Raw genomic sequence first — 13,947 nt, 5'->3', positions numbered from 1 at the left:
TTTATATAAAAATGTAATTATTAACATTTTTCGACAACATTCACCTTACTTTTACATGGTAGTTATGATATATTCTGGGCGAATATGGATAACAAAAAAGAGAAAGGGGAATGAGTATGGAAGCGTTGGTGTGGACATCTAATCATAAGCTGGAGCTCTGCGAATGGGAAGAGCCGCAGATTGCAGCACCGGATGAAGTCAAGATCCGGATTGAGATGACAGGTGTATGTGGAACAGATTTAGCAGTCATAACTGGGAAAGAGGAGGGGGTTCCAGGCGTCATTCGTGGTCATGAGGCAGTAGGGACTGTAATCCAAATCGGCAGCAACGTTGACCGTGTTAAGGTAGGCGACCGCGTAGTTATCGATCCGAATCAAAGCTGTGATGAATGCTATTTTTGCTTGAAGAAACAGCCGCACCTCTGTACGGGCATCGATGGAAATGGGATGCCTATTGCGGGTTTGAATCGAAATGGGACATTCACTTTTTTTTACTCAACTGCACAAACGTTTGCACACCGTCTTCCCGATCATATGAGCTGGGAGACGGGGGTTTTGATTGAGCCGCTTGCCTGTGTACTGCACAATTTCAAAGAAGCCAATGTCACAGCAGACGACAAGGTACTTATTCTTGGATCGGGTCCAATGGGATTGTTAAGCCAAATTGTGAGCAAGTCGAAATCTGCGCTCACGGTAGCGACTGAAGTTAATCCCTATCGGTTAGCTTTTGCCAAAGAGATCTCAGATTTTGCTCTAACCCCTGCCCAATTAAATCAAGCTACCGTAGACAAAATCTGTGCGGGACATAAGTTTGATGTGATTATCGATACGGTGGGCACTCAACTCGAAATGGCGGAAAAGTGGATTGAACGTGGAGGCCGCATCGTTCCTTTTGGTATTAATGCGAAGTATCGCTACACCTTTTCCCCTACCAAATTCGTGCAGCATGCAATAAAAATTATAGCAGCAGGTGAATACCGCTACATGTTCGAGGAAGCTTTGCGGTTTGCCGCTGAAACTCCTGAAATGGAGAAACTAGTAACTAGAAAAGTTAAGCTCAGTCAGCATGAAGCAGCGATAGATGAGTTAATCGGCTATGAATTGAACTCTTTGAAGGTGGTTGGGAGTGAAACCGTAAAGACGGTTTTTGTTCCCTAAATGTAAGACTACAATCAATGAGAGGTGGCACTGTTGATGAGCAATGATAGCAAATTCAGATTAATTCAAGATTACTTGTCTACACAAAAGGCCAAAGAGGTAGAGCCAATTTGGATACCCGCAGTGTGGAATGAGTGCCAATATGAACGTGTTCTTTTAGAAAAAGAGGGTGAAATTTGTGTACACCCGTATGATTTTTTGACTGATCATTTGAAATATGTGGACAGGCTTTCGTGGAGATATCTGCTTAAGGAACGCATAAATCTGGACGATAGCGCGATCTATTCTTCGCTTATTCGCTATTCTACGGCTTGGGATTACAACCATGACGGAAAAATTGAATCGGGTACTTTTTTAAGATTCTTTATTCTTCTGCCTCTGCTAAAGAAAATGGGCATCAATATTCTGTACATGCTTCCAGTTAACCAGTACAGCAAGTTGAATCTGAAGGGGGATATTGGGTCCCCTTACGCAGTGCAATCGTTATTCCATTTGGACGAGAACTTGCACGATAGCCTATTGGATGATATGGAGGAGTTTACGATCCACGATGAGCTCAGCGCTTTGGTAGAGGCTTGTCATTTACTTGATATTAAGACTGTTGTTGATTTCATTCCCCGTGTGACGGCGAAAAACAGTGTGTTCATTACCGAGCATCCTGAATGGGTATATTGGATCAAAATGGACGAATTAGAAGGCTTTGCGCCGCCCGCAATTCCCCAGCTTGGATTTTTTGAGGAGTGTACGCCGGACAAATTGGAGACGGTCTACCGCAGCCAGGAGACAGCAGTATTTCTGCGGAAGTTCACGCCACCGCCCAATGAACTCCATCCAATTCTTTGGCAGCACTTAAAGGAGAAAGCTGCTAAAACTGGAGATGAGCTATTAACTTTGGTGGAGCAAGAGATGGGGATAACGACTGCTCCAGCGCATTCGGATTGGATAAATGATGTGCAGCCGATTTGGACAGACATTACGTTCTTACGCCTCTACAAGGATTTCTCTCCGCAAGTGAGACATCTTATAAGTCCGGATCAGGCGCCATATGTCCTTTTTGATACGATTAAATGTAATGACTACCCGGGAGAGGAGCCGAATCTGGAGCTGTGGGATGTTCTGGAGGAGGCAGTACGGGTTAATCTCGAAAAATATGGGATTGACGGCTTCCGCATCGACATCGGACACGTGCTTCCTATTCCGTTGTTGACTCGTATTTTTGACACGATTAAAGAGATGAATCCAAATGCGATCTTAATCAGCGAAGATTTGTTCAATCGCAACCACAAGAAGGCGGCAAACACCGGCTATAACATTATGCTTGGCAGTGGGTGGAACGTCATGACACAAATTACTAAAGACAATCTCGTTTCATTCTTAGAAGAGCTGCCTGAGTTGAATATTCATGTATTTGCTTGTGCAGAAACAGCAGATACTCCTCGGATCACCAGCCGTGGCGGTGTTGAGGTTGCTCGGATGATTGCGGTATTTAATCAATTTCTTCCGAACGCAATTCCATACGTGACGACGGGTTATGAAATGAATGAGGAGCAGCCGCTCAACTGTGGTCTTGGAGACAACACGAACGGAGAGGAGATTTCCCGAGCTTTTTTTAACGTCATGCAAATTAATTGGACCAATCCTACACCGATGCTGCCGCTGTTGGCGGAGCTAAGTGAAATCAAGAGAGATTGGCGCCACCTAGTGAAGCCGGAAAACTTTTTCGTGGCTCAATCCCCGGAAGGTATTGTTCTGTATGGGTATATGCAAGGGGGTGAAACGCTGCTGTGCTGCTTTAACTTGAGTGCTGCTGCTTTCTGTCAAGTTGATTTGAAGGTAGCCGTACCTGGCCGATGCCCAATGACGGTAACACTGGATAGTTCCTTAACGGGTAGCAGCGTAGGTCAGGCGTTCGAATGCTTGCTGCTTGCGCCTAATCAGGCTCTAGTGCTCGTAAACAATCATAGACAATTTAGGTAAGGGAGAGAGGCTGCAATGGAAAAGAACAATAAGGAAGTCGTGATATGGCATGAGTTTGATGGTCCGGGAGATACCTCGATTGAGGTGCTGGAGGGAATTTGTAAGCTGTATACTGAGCGCTTTGGGGTACAAATTACGCCACAAGTCATGAATATTACGGAGCTGACTGCGCGTCTGAACCAAATTAAGGACACCCAGCAAGGTCCGCATCTGGCGATGGTTCCTGCCGACATGTCCTCCTATGTTGAGAACGGTCTTTACTCCGAAGTGCCGGGCGGGCTATTTGACGATACGCTGACTGAGGGTGCTCTTTCAACGATGCAAATGAATGGTGTTCAGTATGGTATCCCGGTATTGCGGGGCAATCATCTGGTTGTGTATTACAACCCGTCGATTTACCCTAGTGCGCCGACGACATGGGACGTGTTCGAAGAGGCAGCAGAAAGGTTATCCGCCCAAGGTATCGTACCGATTGGAGCAGACTTACAGCAAGGCTATTGGTTTATTCCGTTCCTTACAGCTTTCGGCGGCTGGCCTGTACAGAATGGAAAGCCGAATATCGTCACCTCTGAAATGAAGCAGGCGCTTCAGTTTATTCGCGACAAGATGGATCAAGGCGTGCTCGTTAGTCTCGACGGCTCGACAGGACTGCTTGAGCAGTTCATTGACGGTAAGATCGGCGCCATTATTTGTGGCGAGTGGATTTATAACCATCTAGATAAGCATATGAACAATAGGCTTGCGGTTTGCCAGCTTCCGAGCATCGAAGGGCGGCAATCGTTATCCATGTCTTCTTCTATTGGCCTGATCTACCCTAATCATTCATTAACGTCCGAGGAGCGGGAAGATATTTTATCATTCACGCGCTTTATGCTGAGTGACGAATGCCAAACGATGTGGACGCTGGGTGTACAGCGGATTCCGGCTCAGGAAGAGGTACTGAACCGTCTAGCTGCCTCTGCTGCGCCTAACAAAAAGATGATTTTATCGCTTCTAGATCACTCACGGCCGATGCCGACTTATCCCTTCATGATCCATGTATGGGAGGCGTTAAATGCGGGTCTTATCGAGCTGCCCTTGAGCAATCCTGAACAAGCATTGAACAAAATAGAACAGACTATTCAAGCCTCTTGGGGCGCATTTAAAAGCTAATTAGAGATGGGGAGAGCCAAATGAAAACAACGATATTCAGCCAAATTTCTATTGATGGAAAGCTCACTATGGGCGCTGGTAATTCGAGTAAAGAGCTTTTTTCTTTGTTTTCCAGTGAGGATATGGAATTTATTCATCTGTTCCGGGGGAAGGTGCAGGGAATTATGGTCGGCAAAAATACAATTTTGACGGACAATCCCTTCCTTACTAATCGGTATGAGGAAAATAAAAATCCAATTCGTATCATTCCGACAACTACCTTGGATATTCCGCTAGATTGTAATGTACTCTCGGACCAAGGGAAGACGATTATTGTCACGACCGAGAAAGGACGGGATGAAGAAAAAATCAAACAGATCCGGCAAAGAGGGAAGGAGTGCCTTATCTGCGGCGAGGATAAAGTAGATTTTGTGGAGCTTGAACGTCAGTTGGAGGAGAACTATGGGATTACCAGTCTGCTGGTCGAAGGCGGCGGATTCTTAAACTGGCATATTTTCAATCAGGATATCGTCGATGAGATTATTCTAATGCAGCTTCCAATCATCATAGGCGGCTCCACAAACATTACTTTAGTGGATGGAGACGGTTATCAGCAATTGAACTTTGCGAAAAAGTTCAAGGTTGTAGAAATTCAACCAAAAGATAACTACACGCTCATGCGCTACAAAAAGGTGATCTAACCTCACACTAAGTCATAGACTGCGAATGGCAATGAGTTCTGGAAAAATCGAGAATATGGGGGTTGTGAACGATACATGTCAGAGAAAGAAGATTTCTACAAAAGTGTGTATAAAATCGCTGTGCCCGTTACGCTTCAAAGCTTGCTGATGGCGTTGCTTAATTTGACGGATCAATTGATGGTTGGGCAGCTGGGAGATGTGGCAATTGCCTCGGTGGGGATGTCGACCAAAATATACGGGATCATCGCGGTTGTCTTGGCCGGTTTATCGACGGGTGTATCCATATATGCAGCCCAGTTTTGGGGAAATAAAGATTCCAAAAGCGTCTCTCAAGTACTGGGTCTCGGACTGATCACCGGCTTTGCGTTCTCGTTCCTGTTCTCTGCGGCTGTCTTTATCGACTCGCCGCTCTTTCTGAGCCTATTCACTACAGACGTGAATGTAATAGATGAGGGTTATATCTTTCTCCAGATAATGTCGATCGGTTTTGTGCCTGTCATGCTCACGATGATGTATTCCGCGATTTTACGCAGTACTGGCCATGCCAAATGGCCGATGTATGTAAGTCTAATTGCAGTTGGCTTGAATATTATACTGAATTACGTACTTATTTACGGTCATTTCGGTGCTCCTGCGCTTGGTCTGAAGGGCGCTGCCATTGCTACTCTTATCTCTAGGGTCTTCGAATGCTTGTTGATCATTGGTGCCGTGTACCGGTATCGTTTACCGGGAGCTGTCGGGTTAAAGAACTTATTCAGCGTTCCTAAACCGCTCATTCGCAAGTTTTTTGGAACGACCTATCCGCTGCTACTGACTGAATTGATTTGGGTATTGGGTGAAACGGCATATGCGGTCATTTATAGCCGTATGGGGACGATGGAAATGACTGCAATGACCATTACCTTCCCACTTCAGGGTCTTTGCATTGGTTTATTATCGGGTCTGGCTAGTGCAGCAGGGGTAATGGTTGGCAACCGTTTGGGTGCGAATGAATCTGATATCGCACTCGATCATGCGAAAAGGTTCATTCGTCTAGGCATCATTATCTCTCTGATCGTCGGGGTTATCATTGCGGCAGGCTCGAAGCTGTATGTCTCTGCGTTCAATATCTCCGAGGACGCTAAGCAAATGAGCATGTATATCGTTATCGTGTTTGCTGGATTTCTTTGGGTCAAAGTATCCAATATGATTATAGCCGGCGGTATTCTAAACAGCGGAGGAGACAGCAAGTTCGTATTTGGCATGGAGTCTACCGCAACGTGGCTGATAGGTGTCCCATCCGGGCTGTTGCTGTCATACATTTGGAAGCAACCAGTCTACCTTGTGTATCTCGTCATCTCGCTGGAGGAGGTTGTCCGCTTTGGTTTCGGCTACGCCCGGATTTACTCCCGTAAGTGGATGAGAAATTTAGTTAGTGATTTGGCTGAAAAAGCTATGTAATGTAGGACCTGATTGGGTCGATGTGGAGTATTACCCCCCCTAAATTGGAGATCTCTTCACTTAACAATGCAAAAGGTACTGCCTCAAGGTAGTGCCTTTTTCATTGATTTTTAAATATCCAGTTGGGTGGTTTACGATCCATATAGTATTATTTCAATTCAATCTGTCCTTGTTCGGTTCTCCAGAACCCAGTTTGGACATTCAAAAGAAAGCCAGTCATATCTTCTGGGATTTCAAATACTACATTGCCTGTTTGAGCCAATCCAGGATTGATTCCTTCATATAAAAAATAGTCTCCGGAAGTAGTAATCAACATGCCTTTTAGTAGTTTCTTGGTAAGTTTTTAATAGTATTAGAGTGCAGTGTTTGAATATTTCTCGGGAGCCGTAGATGAGAGAAAAATAGGCCGCACTCCATGAAAAGAGCGGCCTATTTCTTTTTACATTTACTTAGGTTGCTTACGTCTTCTGAGATAGGCCCAGATCATAAATACCGCTGCTAGAGCAATAATGGCGCTAATGGTAATAGACCTTGTTAGGTGATTATTATCGTCCGGATAATACGCGGAAGCAAGGGTTTCATAGATCTAAAATAGTCTATGGACTGTTCAACAAATTTTGTGAGTGCTGCGGAGATGATTTTATAGGATCAGCTCCGCAAGACGATGAATGCCCTGCTCAATCGCTGCCTCATTTATTTTTGCAAACCCCAATACCCATCCTTTTCTTTTGCTATCCAAACAATAGGGTCCAAGAGGGTACACACGTATTCCATGTTGTAGGGCTAACTTTGTCACAGCTTCTTCGTCGAATGTTTCCTCAGCTTCTAATAACATATGTAATCCAGTTTCTACTCCACTGAGCGTGAAGCGCTCCCCTAAACCGGTAGCCATAATAGCTTTTGCCATGACCTCGTGTCTTCGCCGGTATACGTTTCTGACTCTTCGCATATGGCGCATAAAATGACCATTTTTAATGAAGTGGGTTAGTGTTAGCTGATCCATAATCGGAAGATGACGGTAAGTCAGCTCCTGCACCTTCGCTAGCTGAGCAATTGCCTCGACTGATCCAACAATAGCCGAAATACGAATGCCTGGTGCAATCATTTTAGAGAAACTCATGAGATACAAAGTATTATTAGATGCCTGACTAAACAGCGTTGGCAGCGGCTCCCCGCGATATCGAAATTCACTATCATAATCGTCTTCAATGATCCAAAATCGTTCTTGAACGGCCTTATGCAGCAGTTGTTGCCGGCGGGGCTCCGACATAACGACCCCTACTGCGCACTGGTGGGAAGGGGTGGCAAAGACCAGTTTGGATTGCGGGTGAATATGCTCAACCACTAGACCATACTCATCAACAGGAACGGGTACCACATTCATACGGCGGTATTTCATTGCCATCCAAGCAGCTGGGAAACCTGGATCTTCTACTGAGACAGTGTCCTCATCAGCTAAAAGTGACTGTGCGATTAAGTCAATACTATGCTGAGCTCCTGAGGTCAACAGAATCTGATTGGTTTGGACATGTATGCCCCGTTCAAGTGATAAATAACGCTGTATTTGCTCACGTAATGGTGTGTACCCGTAGCAGTTACCGTAAGCCCAGCTTGATAAATCCATTTCAGCGGATGCCTGGAGCAGCGATTGCCGCCAGTTTTTTTGGAATTGTTCGTCCAAATAGGGTTCATGGGGACTGAAATCAATATCCACTTCTAGCGGCTCTTTACCTCTGAACCAGTCATGTAATTGATCAACAGCTGAGTCTAGCAAGGAGAGTGAAGGAGGTGTGGGGCCCTCTGTTTCTATTTCCTTCGTTGATATAGCGACTTGCTTCCATGTACTAACTCGCGTCCCTCCCCGGCGGGAGGTAACTGTATAACCCCGACTTAACAATTCCTCATAGACGATCTGTATAGTTGAGCGGGAGACACCTACGATGTGCGCAAGTTCGCGGGTAGGAATCAGTAGTTCTCCTGGTGCCCAGACTCCGCTAGTAATATTATGGATCGCTTGATCAAGCAATTGCTGCCAGATCGGTCTCTTATCATTACGAATTACTTTCATCATCGTACATACCTCCAAATAGAAACTCCAATCATAAAAAGCTGATTATGGATTGCTCTAAACAGCGAATTATGGATATTTTAATGCAATCCATTCATTGATATACTACCGTAACAACGCAGGTATCCGCAATTTAAATAAAAGGAGAGATTCGATATGAATTCGGTTCGTTACAAGACCAGGGAATGCCTAGATCAAGAGAAGATTGAAAGGTTCCTTCACCAAACGAGATTAGGTTATCTGGGGTTGGTTGATGGGAACCTCCCTTATGTTGTGCCACTTAATTATGTATGGACTGAAGGGAAACTGTATATTCATGGGGCTGGAGATGGAAGACGTAATCAGGTCATGCGTGATAATCCGGAGGTGTGTTTTACGGTATGTGAGGAATACGGAACTATTACAGATCCGGTACCAGCCAAAACGGATACAGCTTATATGAGCGTAATGATTTTTGGACAAGCAGAACCGATTTCAGATTTGGATGAAGCCACACACGTACTTCAGGAATTGATCAATAAATACGTACCGGGTTATTATAATCGCCCCTTGTCCAAGCAGCATGTGGAAAAGTATAGATCGGCTGTATTTGGCGGTCCGGTTCAAGTTTATCGGGTAATTCCGTATCATATCACGGCAAAAGAAAGTCCTATTGAAGCAGAAAAAATGTATAAAAGGGGCATGGGTACTGGACGAGATGTTTAGCCGCAAGATACCATTACAAATGGTGTTATGCTAACGAGGTCTTTGGCAGCCTTTATGTCCTAATCATATGGGGAGAGGGAGGCTTTTTAGAGGTACTATCTATCAAAGTAGGCCGCAATCCAATGAAGGAGGGCGGCCTACTTATTTTTACATTTATTTAGGTTGTTTACGTCTTCTGAGATAGGCCCAGAACACAAATACCGCTACTAGAGCAATAATGGCGCTAATGGTGATAGACCTTGTTAGATGATTATTATCGTCCGCATAATATGCGGAAGCAATGGTTCCCGACCCATCCTGCTCGTCATCGGAAGAATCGTTCTGCATCGTTTGTAACACATCAATTAAATGCCCGGGTGCTTGAGGCTCCGAAATATTGCTTAGTCCTTTTGTTTCTGCTGATGAGGCTTGTTGTGGGGCGATGATTAGTTCCTGATTGTCTTTCTTGAAGGCAGCTATATATTCGTCCCGCTCACGGATAAGTGTAGGCTCACTCACTTCACCCTCAGCTTCTAGTGAATGAATAGCATAGGCCAAAGTATTAGGATTTCCTCCAAACTCAGTAACTTGATAGGACCCGTTTGAATCCTTTTGAATGATCATTTTAGATTTGGGTATTCCGCCCGATAAAATAAGAAACTCCCAGTTGTCTTGGGGTGTGACCGTTTCAATCAGACTATCGGAAGCCGCCCTAAGCTTAGCGCCATCAATAAAATGAATCTGCATTCCTTGACCTACGGTAATTTCACTAATCTCTGCTTCATTGTTGTAACCATACCCTTCAGGATCTTTAGATAGCCCTTCTTTAATCAATGTTAATCCTTCTGTATTTGCAAAAGAAACAACATCTTCAGTTACGGTCTGAGCCCATACAGGTGAGAAAAAAGTCAGAAATAAAACGAATGAAGTTACAGTTAACAGCAGCGTTTTCTTAATGGGAAGCCCTCCTTAAATATATTTGTTGAAGCCATGAAGTCCCCATCTCCAGGTTCTATCGTAGCTGGAGCCACCTTTAACGTTGGTGTATAACATGGAGGTTTTTGTGCCCCCACTCGGGTTCATGTGTTGAATCCAATCATTTCCACTATATGTGTCGTACCCATAGATAACTACTGCGTGCCCGCCACCGGTAGCACTATTCCATTTCCAGCTTACATATATAGGACTGCCAACATTATCAATCTGGTTTTTTACATCGCTGTAAGATAGTGCTCCTGTATGATTCCAACTGGAGACACCATAATCATGAATGCCTTCTTGAACAGTTCCATAAGATTCACTCTCGTCTGTTGTACAGCCGGAGGTTCCCTTCACATGATCATAAAAAGAACATTGGCTTACAGAGATTCCGTAATATTGAAGTATGGTAACGCTAGTCGCAGCCCAGCACCAATTATTCTTAGCTTGTGTAGCTGTAGGGTAGCCAATTAAATTAGTCGCATATGCTTGGGAAACAAAAGAAAAAAGAAAGACTGAAACAAAGGTTCCAACAAGCATCAATCTCTTTTTTAAAGATAGTTTCATGAATGGAATCAGCTCCTTATTATGGATTAATATTCCTTTTAATAACACTATTAAAATACCATATATTAACTTATGTGTAAAGTTTAAATATTTTTCCGTTTTTATAATAGAGTCTACACATTTGATACGGAGAGGGGGATACTGATATGGATAAGAAAATATTGATGCTCGTAGGAATACGTGCTCCAATGATCCAAAGCAAGCCATTCATAACAAAAGCCACTCCGCTAAGGAATGGCTTTTCTTCATTTACTCTGCAATTACTAGTTACAACTGAGGTTCTTCCTTGCTAACTAGGTTTGCTTTCTTTTCAATCATGAGCTTGTTTTTCGTGGGCATAAATAAGGTTATAACAAATGCGGCAATGGATAAAATCATCATGAAGTAGTAGGCGTCACTTGCCCCAAGAATTGATGTAAGGGATTTAAGAATGTCAGGAGTAGTGGAGGGATTGTTCAGCATCACTGTAGTTGCATGACTTGTTGCCTGCACTGTATAAATTGTAATTACGACAGCAGTACCAATGGCCCCGGCAATTTGGCGAACGGTATTGTTCACAGCTGTACCATGAGTGCCAAGTTGTTTGGGCAACGCATTTAGTCCGGCTGTATTGAGTGGCATAGTAATGAAGCTTAATCCAATTCGCAGGCCAATGGTACGAATCATTAGATACGTATACGTAGTTGATTCAGATAAATCTGTTACCGCCCACATAGATGGAATAATAAACAATAGACCAATGATGAACAGCGGCTTCGCACCGAAACGGTCGTATAGTTTACCGGTTACGGGTGACATGAACGCATTTACGAGTGCGCCCGGCAACAATAGTAGTCCTGCATCAAATGCTGTAAACCCGCGGCCATTCTGCAGATAAATAGGCAATAAGATCATATCTGCGTACATCATCATCGTGATTAATACGTTAATAAGAGACGTCATCGTAAACACTTTATTTTTGAAGACCGACAGGTTTAGCAGCGGATCATCCGATTTGATTTGTCGAAGACAGAATACGGCTGTTACCACAACCCCAATCCCTAAGGTCAGGATCACGATTACATCATCCCAGCCTTTACTGCCTGCACTACTGAAGCCGTATAAAATTAAGCCAAATCCGACGGTTGATAAAAGAACACTTATGACATCAAGCTTCGACTTAGACGTCTCAGATACATTCACTAAATACTTGAGTGCCAACGCTATAACAATGAGGACAAGTGGAATAAGCCCGATAAATAACCAGCGCCAAGAGTGGTATTCGACAACAAATCCCGCCAGCGTTGGCCCAATAGCAGGAGCGAATATCATCGCCAGTCCAAGCAGTCCCATAGCGCTGCCACGTTTTTCAACGGGGAAGATCGCCAGCACAACACTCATCATGAGCGGCATTATAATGCCAGCACCGGCAGCTTGGATCATTCGTCCGATTAAGAGTAGACTAAAGCTCGGCGCTGCTGCACAAATTATAGAACCGATTAATAAAAATGACATGGCACTTATAAATAATTGCCGTGTTGTAAAACGTTTCATTAAATAGGCCGTAATCGGAATCAAAATCCCGTTGATCAGCATAAATCCTGTTGAAATCCATTGTACGGTTGTTGCCGTGACATCAAATACATCCATCAGACTACTTAAGGCGACATTTAAAAGCGTCTGATTGAGTGTGGATAAGAAACAACCAAAGATTAAGATGGTTAGTAAGATCCCTTTATTTATTTTCTTAATGTCTTCTTGCATGTTGCAGTCCTCTCTTCATTGCTTTTTCGACATAGTGTCAATAAAATAAATCATATCAGGATTTAAATAGTATTCCTATTTGCAATTTTATTGAAAATGTCGACTAATCGACAGAATAGGCAAATTAGTTGATGAAAGGCCATTTAAACGATAATAGAGGGATGAAATGACTGAACATAAAAGAGTTGACCCACGAGCTATTCGCTCAAAAAAGATGCTTAAGAACGCCGTTTTTTCATTATTGGCCGACAATGTGGAGATTTCGCAATTGACCGTCCAAAAAATCGCCAACCGCGCGGAACTAAATCGTGCAACGTTTTATTTGCATTATGAGGATATTAACGATTTATTGCGCCAGATCGTACATGAAATCTTCGATGACCTGTCCATGAAGGTTGAACCGCTATTACAAATGAAGAGCAACAACGAACAGGAGCAGCTGGTCACCTTTTTAAATTATTTTTTTGAATACCGGAAAGTTTTTGCTGTATTGATTGAGCATAAAGGCTTCAAAAAACACTTGACCAACCTGTTAAAAAGTACTGTCGAAAAACGAAGAAACGCGAGGAACATTGACCTTACTAAGGAGGTAGTCTCCGTTGATATTATTGCAGCCTCACTACTGGGGATTATTATGTGGTGGATTAAGGATGGCAACCAATATAGCGCTGAATACATAGCGGGGCAAATTACCTTGATGTATAAAAGAAGGTATTTATAAGAGCTTTTATGATATATTCAAGTAAAGTTTGAGTCCCTAGCCAATAATCTAAAAAGGAAGTGCGAACAATGGATTTAGAAACGGTCATGCAAGAGCTTGAAGCTCTCGGCAAGGAACGCACCAAGAAAATATATCTATCCAATGGCGCGCACGAACCGCTTTTTGGTGTGGCCACAGGCCAGATGAAGCCCATCTTCAGAAAAATAAAACATAATCAACCCTTGGCCGAGCAGCTTTATGCTACGGGAAATTACGACGCTATGTATTTTGCCGGGGTGATCGCGGAGCCTAAAGCAATGACCGAGTCGGATTTTGAGCGGTGGATTGCTGGCGCTTATTTCTATATGCTATCGGACTTTGTGGTGGCAGTAACGTTGGCGGAGACGGATATTGCGCAAGAGGTTTCTGATAAATGGATTGCCAGTGAGATAGAGCTGAAAATGTCGGCGGGCTGGAACTGTTACTGCTGGCTGCTCGGAAATCGCCCGGACAGTGAATTTTCCGCAGAAAAATTGGCCGCTATGTTGGAGCTTGCTAAAAATACGATTCATGATGCTCCTGAGCGAACGAAATACGCAATGAACAATTTCATCTACACTGTGGGCGTATCCTATCTGCCGCTTCATGATAAAGCGGTTGAGATTGCAAAGGAAGTTGGCCCGGTGGAAGTCCATACCGGTAGTGCAAAAAGCAAGATTTTGAATGCTTCAATTAATATTCAAAAGGCAGTTGATAAATCGCAGCTCGGCTTCAAACGAAAACATGTAAGGTGTTAGTCAA

At 43.8% G+C, this 13,947-nt stretch carries 12 protein-coding genes; 8 read left to right on the top strand and 4 right to left on the bottom strand.

The features are described from left to right. The first annotated feature begins 110 nt into the window (after positions 1–110). The 5 genes from NST25_RS30450 to NST25_RS30430 all read left to right on the top strand — a co-directional run bounded on the left by NST25_RS30450 (position 111) and on the right by NST25_RS30430 (position 6,406). The gene (locus NST25_RS30450; RefSeq protein WP_340393130.1) at positions 111–1,157 is read left to right on the top strand and encodes an alcohol dehydrogenase catalytic domain-containing protein; all 1,047 of its coding nucleotides are present in this window, start codon (positions 111–113) and stop codon (positions 1,155–1,157) included. A gap of 36 nt (positions 1,158–1,193) precedes the next feature. Then, positions 1,194–3,134 (top strand): alpha-amylase, encoded by a 1,941-nt coding sequence (locus NST25_RS30445; RefSeq protein ID WP_340393129.1) that lies wholly within the window; start codon positions 1,194–1,196, stop codon positions 3,132–3,134. Between the two features lie 15 nt (positions 3,135–3,149). Continuing rightward, on the top strand, positions 3,150–4,286 hold the full coding sequence (locus NST25_RS30440; protein WP_076181776.1) for an extracellular solute-binding protein: 1,137 nt from the start codon (positions 3,150–3,152) through the stop codon (positions 4,284–4,286). A 20-nt stretch (positions 4,287–4,306) separates the two neighbouring features. Continuing rightward, on the top strand, positions 4,307–4,966 hold the full coding sequence (locus NST25_RS30435; protein ID WP_076191531.1) for a dihydrofolate reductase family protein: 660 nt from the start codon (positions 4,307–4,309) through the stop codon (positions 4,964–4,966). 75 nt (positions 4,967–5,041) lie between these two features. Further along, positions 5,042–6,406, top strand: a complete 1,365-nt coding sequence (locus NST25_RS30430) for an MATE family efflux transporter (protein ID WP_076124257.1) — start codon at positions 5,042–5,044, stop codon at positions 6,404–6,406. A 640-nt stretch (positions 6,407–7,046) separates the two neighbouring features. Here NST25_RS30430 and NST25_RS30425 read toward each other — a convergent pair. Continuing rightward, entirely contained in the window at positions 7,047–8,477 is a 1,431-nt protein-coding gene (locus NST25_RS30425) for a PLP-dependent aminotransferase family protein (protein ID WP_339188998.1), read from the bottom strand. Positions 8,478–8,630: 153 nt separating this feature from the next. Between NST25_RS30425 and NST25_RS30420 the strand changes: the two genes are divergently transcribed. Beyond that, complete coding sequence (locus NST25_RS30420) at positions 8,631–9,179, top strand: pyridoxamine 5'-phosphate oxidase family protein (RefSeq protein ID WP_036682364.1); 549 nt, start codon at positions 8,631–8,633, stop codon at positions 9,177–9,179. Between the two features lie 153 nt (positions 9,180–9,332). Here NST25_RS30420 and NST25_RS30415 read toward each other — a convergent pair whose 3' ends face one another. From NST25_RS30415 to NST25_RS30405, 3 genes are all read right to left on the bottom strand, one after another. After that, complete coding sequence (locus NST25_RS30415; RefSeq protein ID WP_076124251.1) at positions 9,333–9,992, bottom strand: hypothetical protein; 660 nt, start codon at positions 9,990–9,992, stop codon at positions 9,333–9,335. 135 nt (positions 9,993–10,127) lie between these two features. Further along, positions 10,128–10,703, bottom strand: coding sequence for a C39 family peptidase (locus NST25_RS30410; protein WP_076124249.1), 576 nt, complete (start codon positions 10,701–10,703; stop codon positions 10,128–10,130). A gap of 267 nt (positions 10,704–10,970) precedes the next feature. Beyond that, a complete protein-coding gene (locus tag NST25_RS30405; RefSeq protein WP_076124247.1) occupies positions 10,971–12,446 on the bottom strand; it encodes a DHA2 family efflux MFS transporter permease subunit in 1,476 nt (491 codons plus the stop codon). A 166-nt stretch (positions 12,447–12,612) separates the two neighbouring features. Here NST25_RS30405 and NST25_RS30400 point away from each other — a divergent pair, with 166 nt between their 5' ends. Then, the gene (locus tag NST25_RS30400; RefSeq protein WP_076124245.1) at positions 12,613–13,167 is read left to right on the top strand and encodes a TetR-like C-terminal domain-containing protein; all 555 of its coding nucleotides are present in this window, start codon (positions 12,613–12,615) and stop codon (positions 13,165–13,167) included. 68 nt (positions 13,168–13,235) lie between these two features. Continuing rightward, entirely contained in the window at positions 13,236–13,943 is a 708-nt protein-coding gene (locus tag NST25_RS30395; protein WP_038573880.1) for a DNA alkylation repair protein, read from the top strand. Positions 13,944–13,947: the final 4 nt, after the last annotated feature.

The organism is Paenibacillus sp. FSL E2-0190 (assembly GCF_037992965.1).
GTDB classification, from domain to species: Bacteria; Bacillota; Bacilli; order Paenibacillales; family Paenibacillaceae; genus Paenibacillus_AQ; species Paenibacillus_AQ odorifer.
The sequence above is the reverse complement of the archived record's forward strand: the minus strand, read 5'-3'. Positions and strand labels throughout refer to the sequence as shown.

Excerpts from the sequence above, each read along its gene's own strand:
- NST25_RS30450 (WP_340393130.1), top strand. The coding sequence starts at position 111 with ATGAGTATGGAAGCGTTGGTGTGGACATCTAATCATAAGCTGGAGCTC.
- NST25_RS30445 (WP_340393129.1), top strand. The coding sequence starts at position 1,194 with ATGAGCAATGATAGCAAATTCAGATTAATTCAAGATTACTTGTCTACA.
- NST25_RS30440 (WP_076181776.1), top strand. The coding sequence starts at position 3,150 with ATGGAAAAGAACAATAAGGAAGTCGTGATATGGCATGAGTTTGATGGT.
- NST25_RS30435 (WP_076191531.1), top strand. The coding sequence starts at position 4,307 with ATGAAAACAACGATATTCAGCCAAATTTCTATTGATGGAAAGCTCACT.
- NST25_RS30430 (WP_076124257.1), top strand. The coding sequence starts at position 5,042 with ATGTCAGAGAAAGAAGATTTCTACAAAAGTGTGTATAAAATCGCTGTG.
- NST25_RS30425 (WP_339188998.1), bottom strand. The coding sequence starts at position 8,477 with ATGATGAAAGTAATTCGTAATGATAAGAGACCGATCTGGCAGCAATTG.
- NST25_RS30420 (WP_036682364.1), top strand. The coding sequence starts at position 8,631 with ATGAATTCGGTTCGTTACAAGACCAGGGAATGCCTAGATCAAGAGAAG.
- NST25_RS30410 (WP_076124249.1), bottom strand. The coding sequence starts at position 10,703 with ATGAAACTATCTTTAAAAAAGAGATTGATGCTTGTTGGAACCTTTGTT.
- NST25_RS30405 (WP_076124247.1), bottom strand. The coding sequence starts at position 12,446 with ATGCAAGAAGACATTAAGAAAATAAATAAAGGGATCTTACTAACCATC.
- NST25_RS30400 (WP_076124245.1), top strand. The coding sequence starts at position 12,613 with ATGACTGAACATAAAAGAGTTGACCCACGAGCTATTCGCTCAAAAAAG.
- NST25_RS30395 (WP_038573880.1), top strand. The coding sequence starts at position 13,236 with ATGGATTTAGAAACGGTCATGCAAGAGCTTGAAGCTCTCGGCAAGGAA.